At 67.9% G+C, this 17619-nt stretch carries 14 protein-coding genes and 2 pseudogenes; 13 read left to right on the forward strand and 3 right to left on the reverse strand.

Annotation, left to right across the window (positions count from 1 at the left end; all coding sequences use genetic code 11):
* Positions 1-159: 159 nt before the first annotated feature.
* The 6 genes from MJO58_RS02125 (at position 160) to MJO58_RS02150 (ending at position 7933) form a co-directional block, all read left to right on the forward strand.
* Positions 160-1200, forward strand: a complete 1041-nt coding sequence (locus MJO58_RS02125) for a hypothetical protein (protein ID WP_239721876.1) — start codon at positions 160-162, stop codon at positions 1198-1200.
* Entirely contained in the window at positions 1197-2741 is a 1545-nt protein-coding gene (locus MJO58_RS02130; RefSeq protein WP_239723138.1) for a hypothetical protein, read from the forward strand. The genes MJO58_RS02125 and MJO58_RS02130 overlap by 4 nt, the downstream gene beginning before the upstream one ends.
* 175 nt (positions 2742-2916) lie before the next feature.
* A complete protein-coding gene (locus MJO58_RS02135) occupies positions 2917-4746 on the forward strand; it encodes a phosphoenolpyruvate carboxykinase (GTP) (RefSeq protein ID WP_090598684.1) in 1830 nt (609 codons plus the stop codon).
* A 151-nt stretch (positions 4747-4897) separates the two neighbouring features.
* Positions 4898-5188, forward strand: a complete 291-nt coding sequence (locus tag MJO58_RS02140) for a hypothetical protein (protein ID WP_239721877.1) — start codon at positions 4898-4900, stop codon at positions 5186-5188.
* 255 nt (positions 5189-5443) lie between these two features.
* A complete protein-coding gene (gene fadD4, locus MJO58_RS02145; protein WP_239721878.1) occupies positions 5444-6961 on the forward strand; it encodes a fatty-acid--CoA ligase FadD4 in 1518 nt (505 codons plus the stop codon).
* A gap of 3 nt (positions 6962-6964) precedes the next feature.
* Complete coding sequence (locus tag MJO58_RS02150) at positions 6965-7933, forward strand: enoyl-CoA hydratase/isomerase family protein (RefSeq protein ID WP_239721879.1); 969 nt, start codon at positions 6965-6967, stop codon at positions 7931-7933.
* Here the strand turns inward: MJO58_RS02150 and MJO58_RS02155 are convergent.
* Both MJO58_RS02155 and MJO58_RS02160 read right to left on the reverse strand, forming a co-directional pair.
* Positions 7927-8367 (reverse strand): CD225/dispanin family protein, encoded by a 441-nt coding sequence (locus MJO58_RS02155; protein ID WP_239721880.1) that lies wholly within the window; start codon positions 8365-8367, stop codon positions 7927-7929. The genes MJO58_RS02150 and MJO58_RS02155 overlap by 7 nt on opposite strands.
* Before the next feature lie 112 nt (positions 8368-8479).
* A complete protein-coding gene (locus MJO58_RS02160) occupies positions 8480-9625 on the reverse strand; it encodes an acyl-CoA dehydrogenase family protein (protein ID WP_239721881.1) in 1146 nt (381 codons plus the stop codon).
* 57 nt (positions 9626-9682) lie between these two features.
* Here MJO58_RS02160 and MJO58_RS02165 point away from each other — a divergent pair, with 57 nt between their 5' ends.
* The 3 genes from MJO58_RS02165 to MJO58_RS02175 are packed head-to-tail and all read left to right on the forward strand — an operon-like array spanning position 9683 to position 13202.
* Positions 9683-10687, forward strand: coding sequence for a MaoC family dehydratase (locus MJO58_RS02165; RefSeq protein ID WP_239721882.1), 1005 nt, complete (start codon positions 9683-9685; stop codon positions 10685-10687).
* A gap of 11 nt (positions 10688-10698) precedes the next feature.
* A complete protein-coding gene (locus MJO58_RS02170; RefSeq protein ID WP_239721883.1) occupies positions 10699-11895 on the forward strand; it encodes a CoA transferase in 1197 nt (398 codons plus the stop codon).
* A complete protein-coding gene (locus MJO58_RS02175; protein ID WP_239721884.1) occupies positions 11889-13202 on the forward strand; it encodes an amidohydrolase family protein in 1314 nt (437 codons plus the stop codon). Before MJO58_RS02170 ends, MJO58_RS02175 begins: the two co-directional genes overlap by 7 nt.
* On the opposite strand, the gene MJO58_RS02180 is transcribed toward MJO58_RS02175, so the two are convergent.
* Entirely contained in the window at positions 13199-14041 is an 843-nt protein-coding gene (locus MJO58_RS02180) for an alpha/beta hydrolase (RefSeq protein WP_434086354.1), read from the reverse strand. The genes MJO58_RS02175 and MJO58_RS02180 overlap by 4 nt on opposite strands.
* 814 nt (positions 14042-14855) lie before the next feature.
* On the opposite strand from MJO58_RS02180, the gene MJO58_RS02185 reads away from it, so the two are divergent.
* From MJO58_RS02185 to MJO58_RS02200, 4 genes and pseudogenes are all read left to right on the forward strand, one after another.
* Positions 14856-15506: a methyltransferase domain-containing protein gene (locus tag MJO58_RS02185; RefSeq protein WP_090608342.1), complete on the forward strand. Its 651-nt coding sequence runs from the start codon at positions 14856-14858 to the stop codon at positions 15504-15506.
* A gap of 76 nt (positions 15507-15582) precedes the next feature.
* Positions 15583-15746 (forward strand): annotated as a pseudogene (locus MJO58_RS02190) (molybdopterin-dependent oxidoreductase); the annotation flags it as partial.
* Between the two features lie 27 nt (positions 15747-15773).
* A pseudogene (locus MJO58_RS02195) lies at positions 15774-16287 on the forward strand (hypothetical protein).
* A gap of 117 nt (positions 16288-16404) precedes the next feature.
* Positions 16405-17610: an alpha/beta hydrolase gene (locus MJO58_RS02200; protein ID WP_090598712.1), complete on the forward strand. Its 1206-nt coding sequence runs from the start codon at positions 16405-16407 to the stop codon at positions 17608-17610.
* The last annotated feature ends 9 nt before the right edge of the window (positions 17611-17619 follow it).

Below are 17619 nucleotides of genomic sequence, written 5' to 3' on the forward strand. Positions count from 1 at the left end.
AGATAGACGGTGGCTCGCAACTCGACGACACAAGTGCCACTATGCGGTGGTGCCCGATCGTTTGCCCGGCAAACAGGCCCGGCGCCTGCGACAACCCCGCATGCGATCGCAAGCAACGCCGCCGTGGCGCGCGGACCGATCGGATCGAGCGGGCAAGAAATGAAGGTACAGGGGAGCCAAGTTTTCACCGACGAGCTGACACGGTTTGCTGCTAGGTGTGACGACGCGCGCGTGACGGCGATCGCCGAGAAGGTCGCCGCGCCGCTGCGGGTCGCAGTACACGGGCGCGCCGGAGTCGGTCGCGGCACCGTGGCACGCGCGTTGGGTCACGCCGGGATGGCGTCGGGAATCACCGTGACGCCGGCCGAGGGCGAGGCCGACCTGGTCGTCCAGGTCGTCGCTGAAGTGGTCAAACCCGAGGACGTCGACGCGATCGTGGCCGCCGGCCGCCCGGTGCTGACCGTGCTGAACAAGGCCGACCTGCTCGGCTCGCTGTCCGGTCGCCGCGGGGCAGGTCCGCTAGGGCAGGCACGGACCCAAAGCGAGCGGCTCGCCGAGGTCGTCGACGGCCCGGTCGAACCGATGAGCGCTTTGCTGGCGGTCGCCGCGTCCGACGGACTGGACGCCACCGCGTGGACGGCGCTGCAGACACTGGCCGCCCACCCCGCCGGCCTGGACGGCTCGTTAGAGGATTTCGTCGCGGCAGACAATCCCGTGCCGCCTCGTGCGCGGATGCGGCTGCTGGACAGCTTGGATGTGTTCGGCACCGCACTGGCCGTCGCCGCGATCCGCCGGAACGCCACGCCGGCGCAGTTCCGGGCCCTGCTGCGGCGGGTCAGCGGCGTCGACGCGGTGATCGCCCGGTTGGCGGCCCTGGGCGTCGAGCTGCGCTACCGGCGGGTGCTGGCTGCCACCGCGGAGCTGGAGGCCCTGGCCGTCGGCCGCTTGATCGGTGAGCAGATCAGCGGTTTCCTGTCCGGGGACTACACCGTGCTGGCGCGGATGGCCGCCGCCGTCGACGTGGTTGAGGCGGCAGGGCTCGATGTCGACGGCGATGACGACCCGGCCGGACACCTGCGCCGCGCGGCGTGCTGGCAGCGCTACAGTCGCGGATCGGCGAGTGAACTGCAGCGCAGCTGCGGTGCGGACATCGCACGCGGATCGTTGCGGCTGTGGTCGCAGACCCGGAGGTCATCATGAGCGGCGATCCGTCCGCCGATCCGGCCGCCCAGGTCGACAAACTGGTGGCGGCGATCGGGCCGCGGCTGGAGTCGCCCGTGGTCAGCCGTCGCGACGTCGTCCTGGTGACCGGCCCGTGGATGGCCGGCGTGACGGGGGTGGCCACCGCGCTGGGCGAGCGGCTGCCCGCGCACAAGTTCGTCGAGTCGACGGATCTGCAGCCCGGCGAGGCGCCGACGGCGGTGGTGTTCGTCGTCTCTGCGGCCGCCGAACTCACCGCGTCGGACTGCGCGCTGCTCGACGCCGCCTGCGAGCACACCGACGTCGTCGTCGCCGTGGTGTCGAAGATCGACGTGCACCGCGCCTGGCGCGACGTACTGAGTGCCAACCGCGACAAGCTCGCCGCACATGCGCCGCGCTACGCCCAGGTGCCGTGGATCGGTGCGGCCGCCGCGCCCGAGCTGGGTGAGCCGCAGTTGGACGAACTGGTCGACACCGTCGCGAAGCAGCTCGACGCTGCCGACGTCGGGCGGCGAAACCGGTTGCGGGCCTGGGAATCCCGGCTTCAAACGGTCGCGCAGCGGTTCGACCGCGATGCGGACAGCACCGGGCGGCGGGCCCGGGTCGACGCGCTGCGCCAGGAGCGCAGCACGGCGCTGCGTGAGCGCAGGCAAGCGAAATCCGAGCGCACCATCCGGATGCGCGGCCAGACCCAACAGGCCCGGGTTCAGCTGTCGCACTTCGCGCTGAACCGATGCTCGTCGGTGCGCAGCGAGCTACAAGAGGATGCCGCGCACCTGCCTCGTCGCGACATGGCAGGTTTTGAGGCGCACGCGCGGGGCCGGGCCGCCGAGGTGGTCAGCGAGGTGAACGAGGGCGCCACCACCCAGCTTGACGACGTCGCGCGCGAGCTGGACCTGCCGATGGAGCTACCGCCGATCGAGCAGCTGCCCACCGTCGACGTCGCGCCGCCCCCGCTGAAGTCCCGCCGGCAGGAGACCTGGCTGATGCTGCTGCTGGGCGTCGGGTTCGGGGCGGGCGTCGCGTTGACGCTGTTTCGGCTGGTGTCCGGCCTGGCCCAGCGGCTGAATCCGGCGCTGGAGATCGCCGGCGCGCTGGCGTGTGTGGCCCTCGGCGCGGGGATCACCGTGCTGGTGGTCAGACTGCGCGCCCTGCTCCACGACCGCGCGTTGCTGGACCGCTGGACGGGTGATCTGACGTCCGCGCTGAAATCGGTCGTCGAGGAGCTGGTCGCCACCCGGGTGCTCACCGCCGAGGCGCTGCTCAGTACCGGGCTGGTCGCTCACGACGAGGCTGAGAACACGCAGGTGTCAGAACAGGTCAGCGTGATCGACACCGAGCTGCGCGAGCACGCCATCGCCGCGGCGCGGGCCACCGCCGCCCGGGAACGGGAAATGCCGACGGTTCAAGCGGCGCTGGACGCGGTGCGTGCAGAACTCGGAGAACCGGGTATACCCCGACCCGACGGCCCCGCCGAGGACAGTGGCGGGGCAGAAAACACTAAATCGGCCCCGAGGAGTGCGGATGAGGAAAATTCGTGAGCGTTTAAGCGCTTCTGAATCGTTGTTGTGAGAAGGCTTATACCCGCCCGGGCCTTCCCCAGCAAGGGGATCACGATAACCTGTAGCTAACGCCACCATGTCAATATCTGTGTGGGCGACTGCATACGCAATCACGATATGCCCGCGCGTACGGAGATGAATTCAGGAGAGTTCGATGACCTCAGCGACCATTCCCGGTCTGGACAACGCACCCACGAATCACCGGGGGCTGCTGGCGTGGGTAGAGGAGGTTGCCGAGCTCACCCAGCCCGACCGCGTGGTGTTCGCTGACGGCTCCGACGAGGAGTTCCACCGGCTGGCCACGCAACTGGTCGAGGCGGGCACCCTGAAGAAGCTGAACGAGGAGAAGCGCCCCAACTCCTACCTGGCGTTGTCGGACCCGTCCGACGTGGCGCGGGTGGAGTCGCGGACGTTCATCTGCTCCGAGCGTGAGATCGACGCGGGTCCGACCAACAACTGGATGGACCCGACCGAGATGCGGTCCACGATGAACGACCTGTATCGCGGCTGCATGCGCGGTCGCACCATGTGGGTGGTGCCGTTCTGCATGGGCCCGCTGGGTGCCGACGACCCCAAGCTGGGCGTGGAGATCACCGACTCCGAGTACGTCGTCATCTCGATGAAGGTGATGACCCGGATGGGCAAGGCGGCGCTGGAGAAGATCGGCGACGACGGCTTCTTCGTCAAGGCGATGCACTCGGTGGGCGCCCCGCTGGAGCCCGGCCAAAAAGACGTGCCGTGGCCGTGCAACGACACCAAGTACATCACCCACTTCCCCGAGACCCGCGAGATCATGAGCTACGGCTCGGGCTACGGCGGTAACGCGCTGTTGGGTAAGAAGTGTTACTCGCTGCGTATCGCTTCGGCGATGGCGCACGACGAGGGCTGGCTCGCCGAGCACATGCTGATCCTCAAACTGATCTCCCCGGAGAACAAGGCCTACTACTTCGCCGCGGCCTTCCCGTCGGCGTGTGGCAAGACCAACCTCGCGATGCTGCAGCCGACCATCCCCGGCTGGCGCGCCGAGACCCTCGGTGACGACATCGCCTGGATGCGGTTCGGCAAGGACGGCCGGCTGTACGCCGTCAACCCGGAGTTCGGCTTCTTCGGCGTCGCGCCGGGCACCAACTGGAAGTCCAACCCGAACGCGATGCGCACCATGGCGGCCGGCAACACCGTCTTCACCAACGTCGCGCTGACCGACGACAACGACGTGTGGTGGGAAGGTCTGGAAGGCGAGCCCGACCACCTGATCGACTGGAAGGGCAACGACTGGATCCTGCGCGAGTCGGACACCAAGGCGGCGCACCCGAATTCGCGGTACTGCACCCCGATGTCGCAGTGCCCGATCCTGGCGCCGGAGTGGGACGACCCGCAGGGTGTGCCGATTTCCGGCATCCTGTTCGGCGCGCGCCGCAAGACGACGGTGCCGCTGGTGACCCAAGCCCGCGACTGGCAGCACGGCGTCTTCATGGGCGCCACGATGGGCAGCGAGCAGACCGCCGCCGCCGAGGGCAAGGTCGGCACCGTGCGCCGCGACCCGATGGCCATGCTGCCGTTCCTGGGCTACCACGTCGGTGACTACTTCCAGCACTGGATCGACCTGGGCAAGAACGCCGACGAGTCCAAGCTGCCAAAGGTGTTCTTCGTCAACTGGTTCCGCCGCGACTCCGACGGTGGCTTCCTGTGGCCGGGCTTCGGCGAGAACAGCCGGGTGCTCAAGTGGATCGTCGACCGCATCGAGCACCAGGCCGGCGGCCAGGACACCCCGATCGGCATCGTGCCGACGGCCGACGACCTCGACCTGGACGGGCTCGACATCCAGGGCGGCGACGTGGCCAAGGCGCTGGCGGTCAACACGGCCGAGTGGCGCGAGGAACTGCCCCTGATCGAGGAGTGGTTCGAGTTCGTCGGCGACAAGCTGCCCACCGGCGTCAAGGACGAGTTCGAGGCGCTCAAGCAGCGGCTCGCGGAATCCGAGTAGCTCTTCTTACATCGCGAGCAGACATAGAGTCGCGCCGACTGACGTCGGGACACGCGATTCTGTGTTTGCTCGGCAACTTTTTGCGTGCCTTGTTTGGAACCGCACGCTGCGGTGTATAGATAGCTAACAGTCCGATCTTGGGAGGCCGACGATGAAGTCAACGACAACCCCCGCGCTCGCGATAGCGGTTGCGGCAGCGGGAATCTTGTTCAGTGGATGTTCCGCGTCACAGGTGATCAACACTGGCGGTGACACCAAGTGCAAGGACTTCATTACCCAGGACGAGAAGAAGCAGAACGACGAGGTCAGCAAAATGCTGAAGGACAAGAGCGGCCAGGACCCGGCCAATTTGGAGATTTCCGCGACGCGACTGTCCGCACAGACCTGGTGCCAAACGTTGGGCAAGCCGGACTCCAAGATCTCCGAGGCGCCGCACGGCTGACGCGGTAGTTCCTAACAGCGCGAGTTGCACGGCGGCGGCGCCGTTGAAGATCATCGCATTGCGATCGTTGATCGCCGCCACGCACTCACCGCGGTATCTCGACGTGACGCACATCGCCCAGGCGGCATGGATTGACCGCCAGGCGCCGCAGTGAGAACGACGGGCGCGGCTGGCGTACATGGACATTGCGCCCGAGAAGGAACAGCCCCGGGGCACTTGACACCCGTCAAATTTGGCGGCGGTACAGTCTTTCGCATGCAGATCCGCCCCTACCTCGGTTCCGGCAAACCGGCGATCATCCTGTACCCATCGGGAACGGTCGTCACCTTCGATGAACTCGAGGCGCGGGCCAACCGGCTGGCACACCGGTTCCGTCAGGCGGGCCTGCGCGAGGGCGACAGCGTCGCGATCCTGATGGAGAACAATCAGCACATCCATGCGGTCATGTGGGCGGCTCGGCGCAGCGGCCTGTACTACGTGCCGATCAACACCCACCTGACCGCGGCCGAGGCGGCCTACATCATCGACAACAGCAACGCCAAGGCGATCGTCGGATCGGCGGCGCTGCGCGACACCCTCGCCGGGCTGGCCGAGCATTTGCCGAACGGTCTGCCCGAGCTGCTGCTGATCGCCGACGGTGAGTTGCCGGGCTGGGAGCGCTACCCGGAATGCGTTGCGAATCAACCGGATACCCCGATCGACGACGAGATCGAGGGCGACCTGTTGCAATACTCCTCGGGCACCACCGGCCGGCCCAAGGGGATCAAACGCGAATTGCCGCACGTGCCACCGGAAGACGCGCCGGGCATGATGTCGGCTCTGGTCGACTTCTGGATGGATAGCGACACGGTGTATCTGAGTCCCGCCCCGCTGTATCACACCGCGCCGTCAGTGTGGTCCATGACGGTGCAGGCCGCGGGTCTCACCACGGTGGTGATGGAGCGCTTCGATGCCGAGGGGACGCTGGACGCCATCCAGCGGCACCGGATCACCCACGGCCAGTTCGTGCCGGCCATGTTCGTCCGGATGCTGAAACTGCCTCAGGACGTCCGTGATTCCTACGACCTGTCCAGCCTGAAGCGGGTGATGCATGCCGCGGCGCCGTGCCCGGTACAGATCAAGAAGCAGATGATCGACTGGTGGGGACCGATCGTCGACGAATATTACGCGTCGTCGGAAGCACACGGGTCGACGCTGATCTTCGCCGAGGACTGGCTGGCGCATCCGGGTTCGGTGGGCAAACCCATGGGGGGCGCTGTGCACATTCTCGACGAGAACGGCAACGAGCTGCCGCCCGGCGAGGCCGGCGAGATCTACTTCGAAGGTGGAGCTTCGTTCGAATACCTCAATGACCCAACGAAAACCGCCTCGTCCCGCGACGAGCACGGTTGGACCACCGTCGGCGACATCGGCTACCTCGACGAGGAGGGCTACCTGTACCTGACCGACCGGCGCCACCACATGATCATCTCCGGTGGAGTGAATATTTATCCGCAGGAGGCTGAGAACCTTCTGGTCACCCACCCGAAGGTGTTGGACGCCGCGGTGTTCGGGGTGCCCGACGACGAGATGGGTCAGCGAGTGGTGGCGGCCGTGCAGACCGTCGATGAGGCCGACGCCAGCGATGAGTTCGGTGACGAGCTGATGACCTGGCTGCGAGACCGACTGGCGCACTTCAAATGCCCGCGCTCGATCGCGTTCGAGAAGCAGCTGCCCCGCACCGACACCGGCAAGCTCTACAAGAACGCGCTGATCGAGAAGTATTCGGTGTGACCGATGTTCCGGGTCGTCGACATATCGAGTGCGCCGGAGTCGGGCCTGTCGTCGCCGCCCGGCGTGGTCGTCGGCGTCGGATCGGCCGCTGAGATCGCACAAGGCGAATCATTGCTGGACGCAGCGACTTTCACGCTGACCGAGGACACCTGCGACGACCCGCGGGTGATCACCGTCGATTCTGTCCCCGAGACGCTCGCCGAGCTGCGCAAGCGGTGTGAGCACTGGCCGCAGGCCAGCAGTGTCTGCGACGACGTGTTGCGCGCGATGACGCCCGATGGCCCGACGCTGGCCGGGGTGTTGACCGAATCGCTGGCCTACTCCACCCTGCAGGCCGGTCCGGAGTTCGCGCGCTGGATCGCCGAACGCGGCCCGGCCCGGATGCCCGAGATTCCGGACCCGGTGCAGGCCGAGCGCGACGGCGATACCCTGCTGATCAAGTTCAACCGCCCACTTCGCCACAACGCGTTTTCCACCGACGCCCGCGCGGCACTGCTGGAGGCACTGACCGTCGCGCAACTCGATCCGTCGGTCGCCGGAATCATGTTGAGCGGCAACGGTCCGTCGTTTTGCAGTGGCGGGGATCTCGCCGAATTCGGCACCTTCGCCGATCCTGCGAGCGCGCACCTGGCCCGCACCCGTCACAGCCCGGCGCTGGCGCTCGACGCGCTGACCGCCAAGCTCGGCCGGTGCTGCCGCGCCCAGGTGCACGGTCGGGTGCTGGGCAGCGGCCTGGAGATGGCCGCATTCTGCGGCTGGGTTGAGGCGCAGCAGGATTCGGTCTTCGGGCTACCGGAACTGAGCCTCGGTTTGATCCCGGGCGCCGGCGGAACCGTGAGCATCACGCGCCGCATCGGCCGCTGGCGAACGGCCTATCTGGTGCTGTCCGGCCGGACAGTCGGCGTCGATACGGCGCTGCGCTGGGGGCTAATTGATGCGACTTACGTTGGTGCGCAACCGATTTCTCAGTAGCCCCCGAAGGTGGTGCTGGTCGTCGACGGGATGCTGGACACGGCGACCACGGCGATGACGATGTAGAGGATCGCGATGATCGCATACGTCACGCCACCCGCGATGGCGCCGATGATCGCCCACTTCTTGGCGTTGCTCGACGCTTCCTGTGCCTCGGCAACCCGGCCCTGCGCCCAGAGTCCGGAGACCTTGTTGGAGTAGACAAGCGAGATGATGCCGAACGGCAGGCAGCACAGCACCGTGCACAGAATCGCCCAGACGAGGTAGTTATCCGGTTCCTGCTGGCCCGGCCAGGCGCCGGGCTGCTGGGCCGGCCAACCCGGTTGTTGTGGCTGCTGCCAGCCCGGTTGCTGCGGCTGACCCTGCCAGTCCGGTTGCTGGGGTTGGCCCTGCCACTCGGGGGAGCCTTCGTACGGCCCTGGGGGATAACTCATGGCAACCGACTTTCTTTCGGTCCAATAGGTTTACTCCCGCGCCGGTTTGCTGGTGCGCAAGTCAGGCAAATATAGCGCACAACCGGAGGTCAAGCGCCGATTCAGCCTCCGCTTAGATGCCGCCTCGGGCCACCAGCTGGCCGGCGATCACATTGCGCTGGATCTCGTTTGTGCCCTCTCCGACGATCATCAGTGGCGCGTCGCGAAAGTAGCGCTCGACGTCGTACTCGGTGGAGTAGCCGTAGCCGCCGTGGATGCGTACCGCGTTCAGCGCGATCTCCATCGCGATCTCGGAGGCGAACAGTTTTGCCATCCCGGCTTCCATGTCGCAACGTTCGCCGCTGTCGTAACGCTGCGCGGCGTAGCGGGTGAGCTGGCGGGCGGCGGTGAGCTTGGTGGCCATGTCGGCGAGGTAGTTGCCGACGGCCTGATGCTTCCAGATCGGCTGGCCGAAGCTCTCCCGCTGCTGGGCATAGGCCAACGCATCCTCGAGTGCCGCGGTCGCCACGCCCAGGGCGCGGGACGCCACTTGGATGCGTCCCGTTTCGAGGCCCTTCATCATTTGCGAAAAGCCCTCGCCCACACGGCCTCCCAGGACGGCAGCCGTGGGAGCGGCGAAGTTATCGAAGGACAGCTCGCACGACTCGACGCCCTTGTAGCCGAGCTTGGGTAGATCCCTGGAGATCGTCAGACCCGGCCCCGGCTCCACAAGCACGATCGAGATGCCCTTATGGCGTGGTGTGGCCTGCGGGTCGGTCTTGCACAGCAGCGCGATGAGCCCGGAATGGCGCGCGTTGCTGATCCAGGTTTTGGCGCCGTTGATCAGCAGGCCGCCGGAGCCGTCGGACAGCGCGGTGGTCGACATGTTCTGCAGGTCGGAGCCGCCGCCGGGTTCGGTCAGCGCCATCGTGGCCCGCACCTGGCCGGTGGCCATCCGCGGCAGATAGGTCCGCTTCTGCTGCTCGGTGCCGAACAACACCAGCAGCTTGGCGACCACGGTGTGGCCGCCCATCGCGCCGGCCAGGCTCATCCAGCCGCGGGCCAGCTCCTGGGTGACTCGCACATACCCCGGCATCGAGACCGGCGAGCCGCCGTATTCCTCGGGGATGGCCAGGCCGTAGATGCCGATCCGCTTCATCTGCTCGATCCACGCCTCGGGGTAGGCGTTGGCGTGCTCGACCTCGCGGACCGTCGGTTTGACCTCGCGGTCGATGAACGCCCGCACCGTGGCGACCAGCATGTCTTCTTCGTCGTCCAACTCTGATAACCCTCCTGCATTGACCCCCAATTCGACAGCCTGCCAGCATGAGGCGTTGTGACGGGTAACGGGTATGCGGGAATCCGCGAAGGCGGGCCGTACTTCGACGATCTGTCCAGAGGCCAGGTCTTCGACTGGGCACCGATGGCGACGCTGTCGGCGGGCATGGCCGCCGCGCATCAGGCGATCCTCGGTGACCGGCTGCGGCTGGCCCTGGACGCCGAGCTGTGTGCCGCGGTGATCGGCGACCCGGGGCCGCTGGCGCACCCGGGGCTGGTCTGCGACGTCGCCATCGGGCAGAGCACGCTGGTCACCCAGCGGGTCAAAGCCAACCTGTTCTACCGCGGGCTGACATTTCACCGATTCCCGGTCATCGGCGATTCCCTCTACACCCGTACCGAAGTCGTTGGGCTGCGTGCCAACTCGGCCAAGCCGGGGCGGGCCCCGACGGGCCTTGTTGCGCTGCGGATGACCACGATCGACCAGGCCGATCAATTGGTGCTCGATTTCTACCGCTGCGCCATGTTGCCCGCGAGCCCGGACTTCGACCCCGATAACGCGGCCGCCGACGATCTCTCGACGATCGGCGCGGATGCGGCACCGCCGGCCGTTGCGCCGGCGGCGCACTGGAACGGCGAGGCCTTCCGAAAGCGAGTGCCCGGACCGCATTTCGACACCGCACTGGCGGGCGCGGTGCTGCACAGCACCGGCGATGTCGTCAGCAGTGCGCCCGAGCTGGCCCGGCTTACCCTGAATATCGCTGCAGCACATCATGATGCACGCTCTAGCGGGCGCCGGTTGGTGTACGGCGGGCACACCATCGGGCTGGCGTTCGCACAGGCAAACAGGCTGTTGCCCAATCTGGGCACGGTGCTGGGCTGGGAGTCGTGCGATCACACCGGGCCGGTGTACGAGGGCGACACCCTGTACAGCGAACTGCATGTCGAGTCGGCCGACGGGGGCGAGCTGGGACTGCGATCGCTGGTCTACGCGGTCGGTGACGGGGCCGAACAGCCCGACCGGCCGGTGCTGGACTGGCGACTGCGCGCGCTGCACTTCTAGCCCGGAGCACAATGGTCCAGGTGAGCAACGCGGCGTCCCGGTGGGGGAGCAGCGGGCTGGCCTGGCTGACCGGCCTGCCCGGTGGGGCGCCGGACTTCTCCCGCGCCGAGGTGCTGGCCCGCGCCGAGCAGGTCGCGACGGCGCTCGGCGGCCATCTGGGCATCACCGTCGATGCGGCCATGCTGCTGGCCGGCCGGGCCGGATTGCTCGGATTGAGCCGCGCCGGCCGTATTTCGGCCGGCGGTGGTACCCGGCTGCTCTCGGCCCGCGACGGCTGGTGCGCGCTCACGCTGTCGCGTCCCGACGACATCGCCGCCGTCCCTGCGCTACTGGAAGTTGACGAGGTGCCCGCCGATCCCTGGCCCATGCTGCAGCGTTGGGCCGCAACGTGTCTCGTCTCCGCGATCACCGAGCGGGCGAGTCTGCTCGACGTGCCGGCGGCCGGCCTGGGCGAGGCCGCCGATGCGCCGCGGCGGGTCGAGCGACTGGGCAGCGCGGGTGCCGCCCGGGGCACCGAGGGCCTGCTGGTGGCCGACCTGTCGTCGATGTGGGCCGGCCCGCTGTGCGGGCAGCTGCTGGCCCACGCCGGAGCCACGGTCGTCAAAGTCGAAAGCCCACAACGTCCGGACGGCACCCGGGCGGGAAATCGCGAGTTCTTCGACTGGATGAACGGCGAAAAACTGTCCTATTGCCTCGATTTCGAGGGCCAGGCCGACGAGCTGCGGGAGCTGCTCGGCGTCGCCGACATCGTGATCGAGGGCTCGCGGCCAGCGGCGCTGACGCGGCGCGGTTTGGGCCCGGATCATATTGTGCCGCGAGCGGGCCGAATCTGGTTGCGCATCAGCGGGTATGACCAGAACCCCGGCCGGCCCGCATTCGGCGACGACGCTGCGGTGGCCGGCGGCCTGGTCGGCGTCGCCGCGGATGGCCCAGTGTTCTGCGGGGACGCGATCGCCGATCCGCTCACCGGCCTGCAAGCCGCCGTGGCCGTGGCCGAATCGCTGGCCCGCGGTGGCGGCGAGTTGATCCAGCTGTCGATGGCGGGGATCGCCGCGGGCTATGCGGCCCTGCCCAGCGCGCCATCGGCGTCGGACTGCCCGGCGCCCCCGCCGCAGCCGCCGCCGTCGCACCGCCGCGCCGCCGAACTGGGCGCGGACAACGATGGCGTACGCCGGTTGGTCAGCGAAAGACGGTTACGGTCATGCTGATTCATCGAGCGACACTGCTGGACGGCAGGGTGACCGACCTCCGGATCGGCGCGCAGATCGAGGAGATGGGCGACGACCTCGAATCCAGGAGTGGCGAAACCGTGCTCGACGCGCACGGCGCGACCGTGCTGCCCGGCCTGCACGATCACCATGTACATCTGCGCTCGGCCGCCGCGGCGATGGATTCGCTGATGCTCGGACCGCCCCGCGTGCGCACCAGAGATCAACTGGTACAACAACTGTCGTTGGCTACACCGAACGCAGACGGATGGATCCGGGCGATCGGCTACCACGAATCCGTCGCCGGTGAGCTGGATCGCGCCGCGCTCGATGCCATCGTGTCCGGCAGTCCGGTCCGCGTTCAGCACCGCAGCGGCGCCTTGTGGATCCTCAATTCCGCGGCCCTGCACCTGCTCGGAATGGCCGATCACCCCGACGGGCGGCTGCGCGCCAGCGACCGCTGGTCCGACGCGCTGCAGCGCCACAACAGCGACCTCACCGAACTCGGCCGGCGCCTCACCGCGGTCGGCGTCACCGCAGTCACCGACGCCACACCGGATCTCGACGCGAGCGACATGGTGTCACTGTTGGTAGCACACCGACACGCCGAGTTCGGGCCGCGGCTGTCTTTCTTAGCCCCGGGCAAGAAGATCTTGCACGACGACCGTCTAGACCTGGACTCGCTGACCGAATGGATCGCCGACCACCACGCCGGCGGACAGCCGGTTGCCGTGCACTGCGTGACCGCTGTCCAGTTGGTGGTCGCCATCGCGGCGTTGCGGGCCGCCGGCAGCCATCCGCTGGACCGCATCGAGCACGCCGCGGTCGTCGACAACGACAGCCTTGCCGACCTCGCGGACCTTTCCCGGTCCGAGGGGCTCACCGTAGTGACCCAACCCAACCTCGTCGCCGAACGCGGCGATCAGTACCTCGCCGAGATTCCCGCTGCCGAGCACGCCGCGCTGTGGCGGGTCGCATCGCTGCGAAAAGCCAAGGTGCGCCTGGCACTATCGACCGACATGCCGTTCGGACGCGGTGACCCGTGGGCGGCGATGCGTGCCGCGGTACACCGCACCACGCCCAGCGGTGCGGTGCTCGGCGTCAACGAATGTGTCTCGGCGATCGACGCTTTGACGATGTTCCTGGGCTCAGCCGATCAGCCGAGCCGGCCCAGGGTCGTCGACGTCGGACAGCCGGCCGACCTATGCGTGTTGGCCGCGCCACCCAAGACGGTACTCGCCGAGCTGAACGCCGAGCTGGTGGCCGCGACGATCATCGGTGGCGCCATCGCCTATCCCGCGGACTAGCGCGCCGCGGCCAGCGCCCCGCGCAGAACCTCGCACTGGCTGTCGAAGAAGCGCTGCGACACTTGCACTTTCGGTGCCACCAAGTCGAACCCGTGGAAGGCGCCGGGGATGATCTCCACGTCGCACGGCACTCCGGCGGCCCGCAGGCGCTCGGCGTAGGCGAGGTCTTCGTCGTGGAACAGGTCGTGCGTCCCGACGCCGATCCAGGCCGGCGCCAGCCCGGCGAGGTCGTCGCGGCGGGCCGGCACGGCGACCCGCGGATCGGCGTCGCCCAGATACGCCGACCAGCCGAACTGGTTGCTGCGGGTGTTCCACAGGCGGTAGTCCGGCTTCTCGGCCGTCAGCGAGCTGCGATCGTCGAGCATCGGGTAGGCCAGCAGCTGGAACAGCGGTGCGACCTCACCGCGGTCCCGGGCCAGCAACGCCAGCGCCGCCGCAAGACCGCCACCTGCACTGGCGCCGCCGATCGCCACCTGCGTCCGCTCCACCGCGGGCAGCCCGGCCAGCCAGGTCAGTGCCGCATAGCAATCCTCGAGCGGGGTGGGATACGGATGTTCGGGGGCCAGGCGGTATTTCACCGCCGCGACGGTGATGCCCAGCCTGGTGCTGAACCCGTGGCAGACCCGGTCGTCTTGTTGCGGGCTGCCCATCACGTATCCGCCGCCGTGTATCCACAGCAGTGCCGGTGCGGGTGCGGTGACACCGGGTGGCCGGAACAGCCGGATGCCGACTCCAGAGCCGAGGGTGATCACTTCGGCATGGCGCGACGCGCCGGGATTGCGGCGTTCGCGCAGCTTGGTCAACACCCGGATGGTGGACAGGCTGCGGGGACTGACCATTTGTCGCGGCGCGATGCGCGCGATCCGGCGTAGATCTGGGTGAACGTCGCTGTTCGGCACCGATCCAGTATCACCCATCCAGCCAACGAGCGGCATCGCTCCGCAGCGTGATTTTCCGACCAATCGCGGCGGACTGTGTGTAAAGGGTTGGACGGCAGCCGATCTCCTGAAACACCCGGAACAGCTGACGAGCCCGCTGATACGTGACGGGCGCGGTGACCCGCTGCGCCCCAGCCTGCTGGAATGAGGCCCTGGAACGGGTCGTCTCGTCGGATTCATCTTGCTCTTCGTGATCTCGGGGTGGGCAACGGCTCGGTCTACCAGATGATCCTGTTCATTTCGCCGCGAAATCACTTGCACTGCACTATCTTTCGCCGGTCGACGTAATCGGGTGGGAGTGTTCGATGTCGGGCGCTTGATCGGCATCGCCGGCGCGGTCGGTGCGTTGGGCGGCGTCGGCATCAACGTCGTGCTGCGCACGTCCTACGCGCGGCCGCTAAATCCGCGACCACCGTCTTCTCGGTGTTCTGCGTCGCGGTGACCGGGGCGGCTTACGTCCGGCGCCGCGACGCCACGTCATTGGTGTGAGATCCGGACCCGTCCGAGGTCGCCTCGGCGCCGAATCACTTCGGCGGACCGTTTCGCCCGGACGGTAGACCGACCCTCTTCGGCCTGGTTAGCTGACGAGGGATCGGGGTACCGATCCGGGTGATCCAAACGCTGGCGTAGCCCGTGTACGTGGGGTGCGGGTTCGGTTGCAACACCCTCCAGAGGTCCCGGGTGGCCCTGGTCGGACGCGATGCGAAAGGCGGACATGCTGGGGCACCTCTACGATCGGGCGCTCGGCGGCGAGCGGTGTTGGATTCGCCATGACGACGGCGAGGTTCGGGTGCTGCCGGCACACCGCTGGCTGGGCGCCCGGTGCTCCGGAGGATTGGTCGATGACCTCGACGAGGTCTTCGACGAAGCCGTCACCCAGATGTGCAGCGGGCCGACGATTGAGCTCGGCTGCGGGCCAGGACGGTTGGTGGCGCGGCTGTTCGAGCGGGGCATACCCGCACTGGGCATCGACCGGTCTGCCACCGCGATCCGGCTGGCCGGGCGCGGCGGCGCGCCGGCCCTGTTGGGCGACGTGTTCGAGCCGCTGCCCGGCATGGGCCGGTGGCAGACGGTGCTGCTGGTCGACGGCAATGTCGGCCTGGGTGGGGACCCGCGGCGGATTCTGGCGCGCGCCGCCGAGCTGCTGCGCCGCGGTGGGCGCTGCGTGGCCGAATTCGAGGCCGACGCGATCGGCATCCGCGCGCGCTGGGTGCGCCTGGAGTCGGCCTGCGATGTCGGGCCGTGGTTTCGCTGGGCATCGGTCGGAGTGGACAGCGCCGCCGCGCTGGCGGCCCAAGTCGGACTGACGCTGACCGGCGTTCGGCTGATCGGCGGTCGGGTGATCGCCAGCCTGGCCGCCCCGTGAGCGGCTTGGGTGCCCGGTTGCTCATCCGTTTTCGGAGCCCGCTGCGCGGCCCGTGGCTGACGTCGGCGTTCGGGCTGCGTGCGTCGAGGGATGGTCGACCGTGCCGACCTGCAGCGGCGTCCGGCTGGCCGAGCCAGCTCGCATCGCGGGCGTACCCGCGCCGCGCTCGGCCCGGGTGATTTCCCTGCAGCGCGGATCATCGTGCCCGCGCTGCCGGGTGTGCACAACACCAAATGGGTGCCGCCTTCGAATTCGAAGGCAGTTGAGATGCCAAGACTCTCAACACGTTTCGCCGCGATTTACGGATCGCATCCGCCGCACCTGCTGCCGATGCTGTCCGGCTTCGCGCTGATGGGCTACATTCCTGGTCGTCGTCAAACCCGCGACCCTGTGGAACTCCGGCACCTGGTGGCAGTCGATCGCGGTCTGGCTCGCCGCCGTCGTGGTCGTTCGCGATCTGGTGTTCTTCCCGCTCTACGCGTTGGCCGACCGGGCGCTGTGGGCACGCTGGCAAGCGACCCGTGACTTCCCGAAAGTGCTCGCCCGCAACTACATTCGAGTGCCGGCGTTGGGGGCCGGGCTGACGCTGCTGATCTTTCTGCCCGGCACCATCGAGCAGGGTGGACCCACGTATCTTGCGGCGACCGGACAAACCCAACGGCCCTTCCCGGGCAGGTGGCTGCTGCTCACCGTGGCGGTGTTCGGGCTAAGCGCCGTCTGCTACCCGATCCGGCTCGTTGCGGCGCGCGGCGCACCGCGCCCAGCGAAGGCAAAAACCTAATCTAGGGCAGAAGATCCGGCGAATTGGCAAACTTCTGGCGCAGCGATTTCGGCCAGGCTACCGGACTTCTACGCAAACGTCAGTTTGCTCTGACGGGGTGGGGGTACAGTCCCCTACATGACGGCGAGGGTCCCGAGCATGACACCGTGTCTCAAATGGTTGCTGCGGGCCCGTCCCGCCGACTATGCGCTGGCACTGAGCGTTGCCAGCGCTTCGCTACCGGTCGTGGGTAAGCACCTGGAACCACTGGGTGGTGTCACCGCGATGGGTGTCTGGGGCGCGCGGCACGCACCGGAGGCTTTCGCTGGCCTGAAGAAGGACTGGCTGACGCCGGGAATCAACGACGTGCGCCGCCGGGACCGGGAAAGCACGCACGAGGTGTCCGTTGCGGCCTTGCGGGGCATCGTGTCGGCCGCGGACCTCGAACTCGACTGGCCGGTGGTCGACAAGAAGCCGCCGATCTGGGAAGCGTTGGGGCAGCGCCGTTACCTGTACCGCCGGGCGGTCCATTATGGCGACCACCCCGCCCAGGTGCTGGACGTGTGGCGGCGCAAGGATCTGCCGGCCCAACCGGCCCCGGTGCTGATCTTCGTCCCGGGCGGCGCCTGGGTGCACGGCCGGGCCATGATGCAGGGCACCGCCCTGATGTCGCGACTGGCCGAGCAGGGCTGGGTGTGCCTGGCGATCGACTACCGCGTCGCGCCGTATCACCGCTGGCCGCGGCACATCACCGACGTCAAGACCGCGATCGCATGGGCGCGCGCCAACGTCGACAAGTTCGGCGGCGACCGCGATTTCGTTGCCGTGGCGGGCTGTTCGGCGGGCGGGCACCTGTCCGCGCTGGCCGGTCTCACGCCCGACGACCCGGGCTTCGCGCACCGGCTGCCGGAGGGCGCGGACAGCTCGGTCGACGCCGTGGTCGGCATCTACGGCCGCTACGACTGGGAGGATCGCTCCACCCCCGAGCGTGACCGGTTCGTCGAATTCCTGGAGCGGGTGGTCGTCAAGAAGTCCATCGCCCGGCATCCCGAGCTGTACCGCGACGCGTCGCCGATCGCGCGGGTGCACCGGAATGCTCCGCCGTTCTTGGTGATTCACGGCAGCAAGGACAGCGTCATCCCCGTCGAGCAGGCGCGCAGCTTCGTCGAGCGGCTACGGGCTGCCTCGCATTCGATGGTCGGGTACCTCGAGTTGCCGGGGGCCGGACACGGTTTCGACATGATCGACGGCGAGCGCGCCGGTGTGGCGGCTCATGCCACTTCGCTGTTCCTCAACCAGATCTACCGCACCAAGGTGCAGATCAGGTCAAAAGAGGTCATCTAGCGCACTCGC

The sequence above is a fragment of the Mycobacterium lentiflavum genome (genome assembly GCF_022374895.2).
Lineage (GTDB): Bacteria > Actinomycetota > Actinomycetes > Mycobacteriales > Mycobacteriaceae > Mycobacterium > Mycobacterium lentiflavum.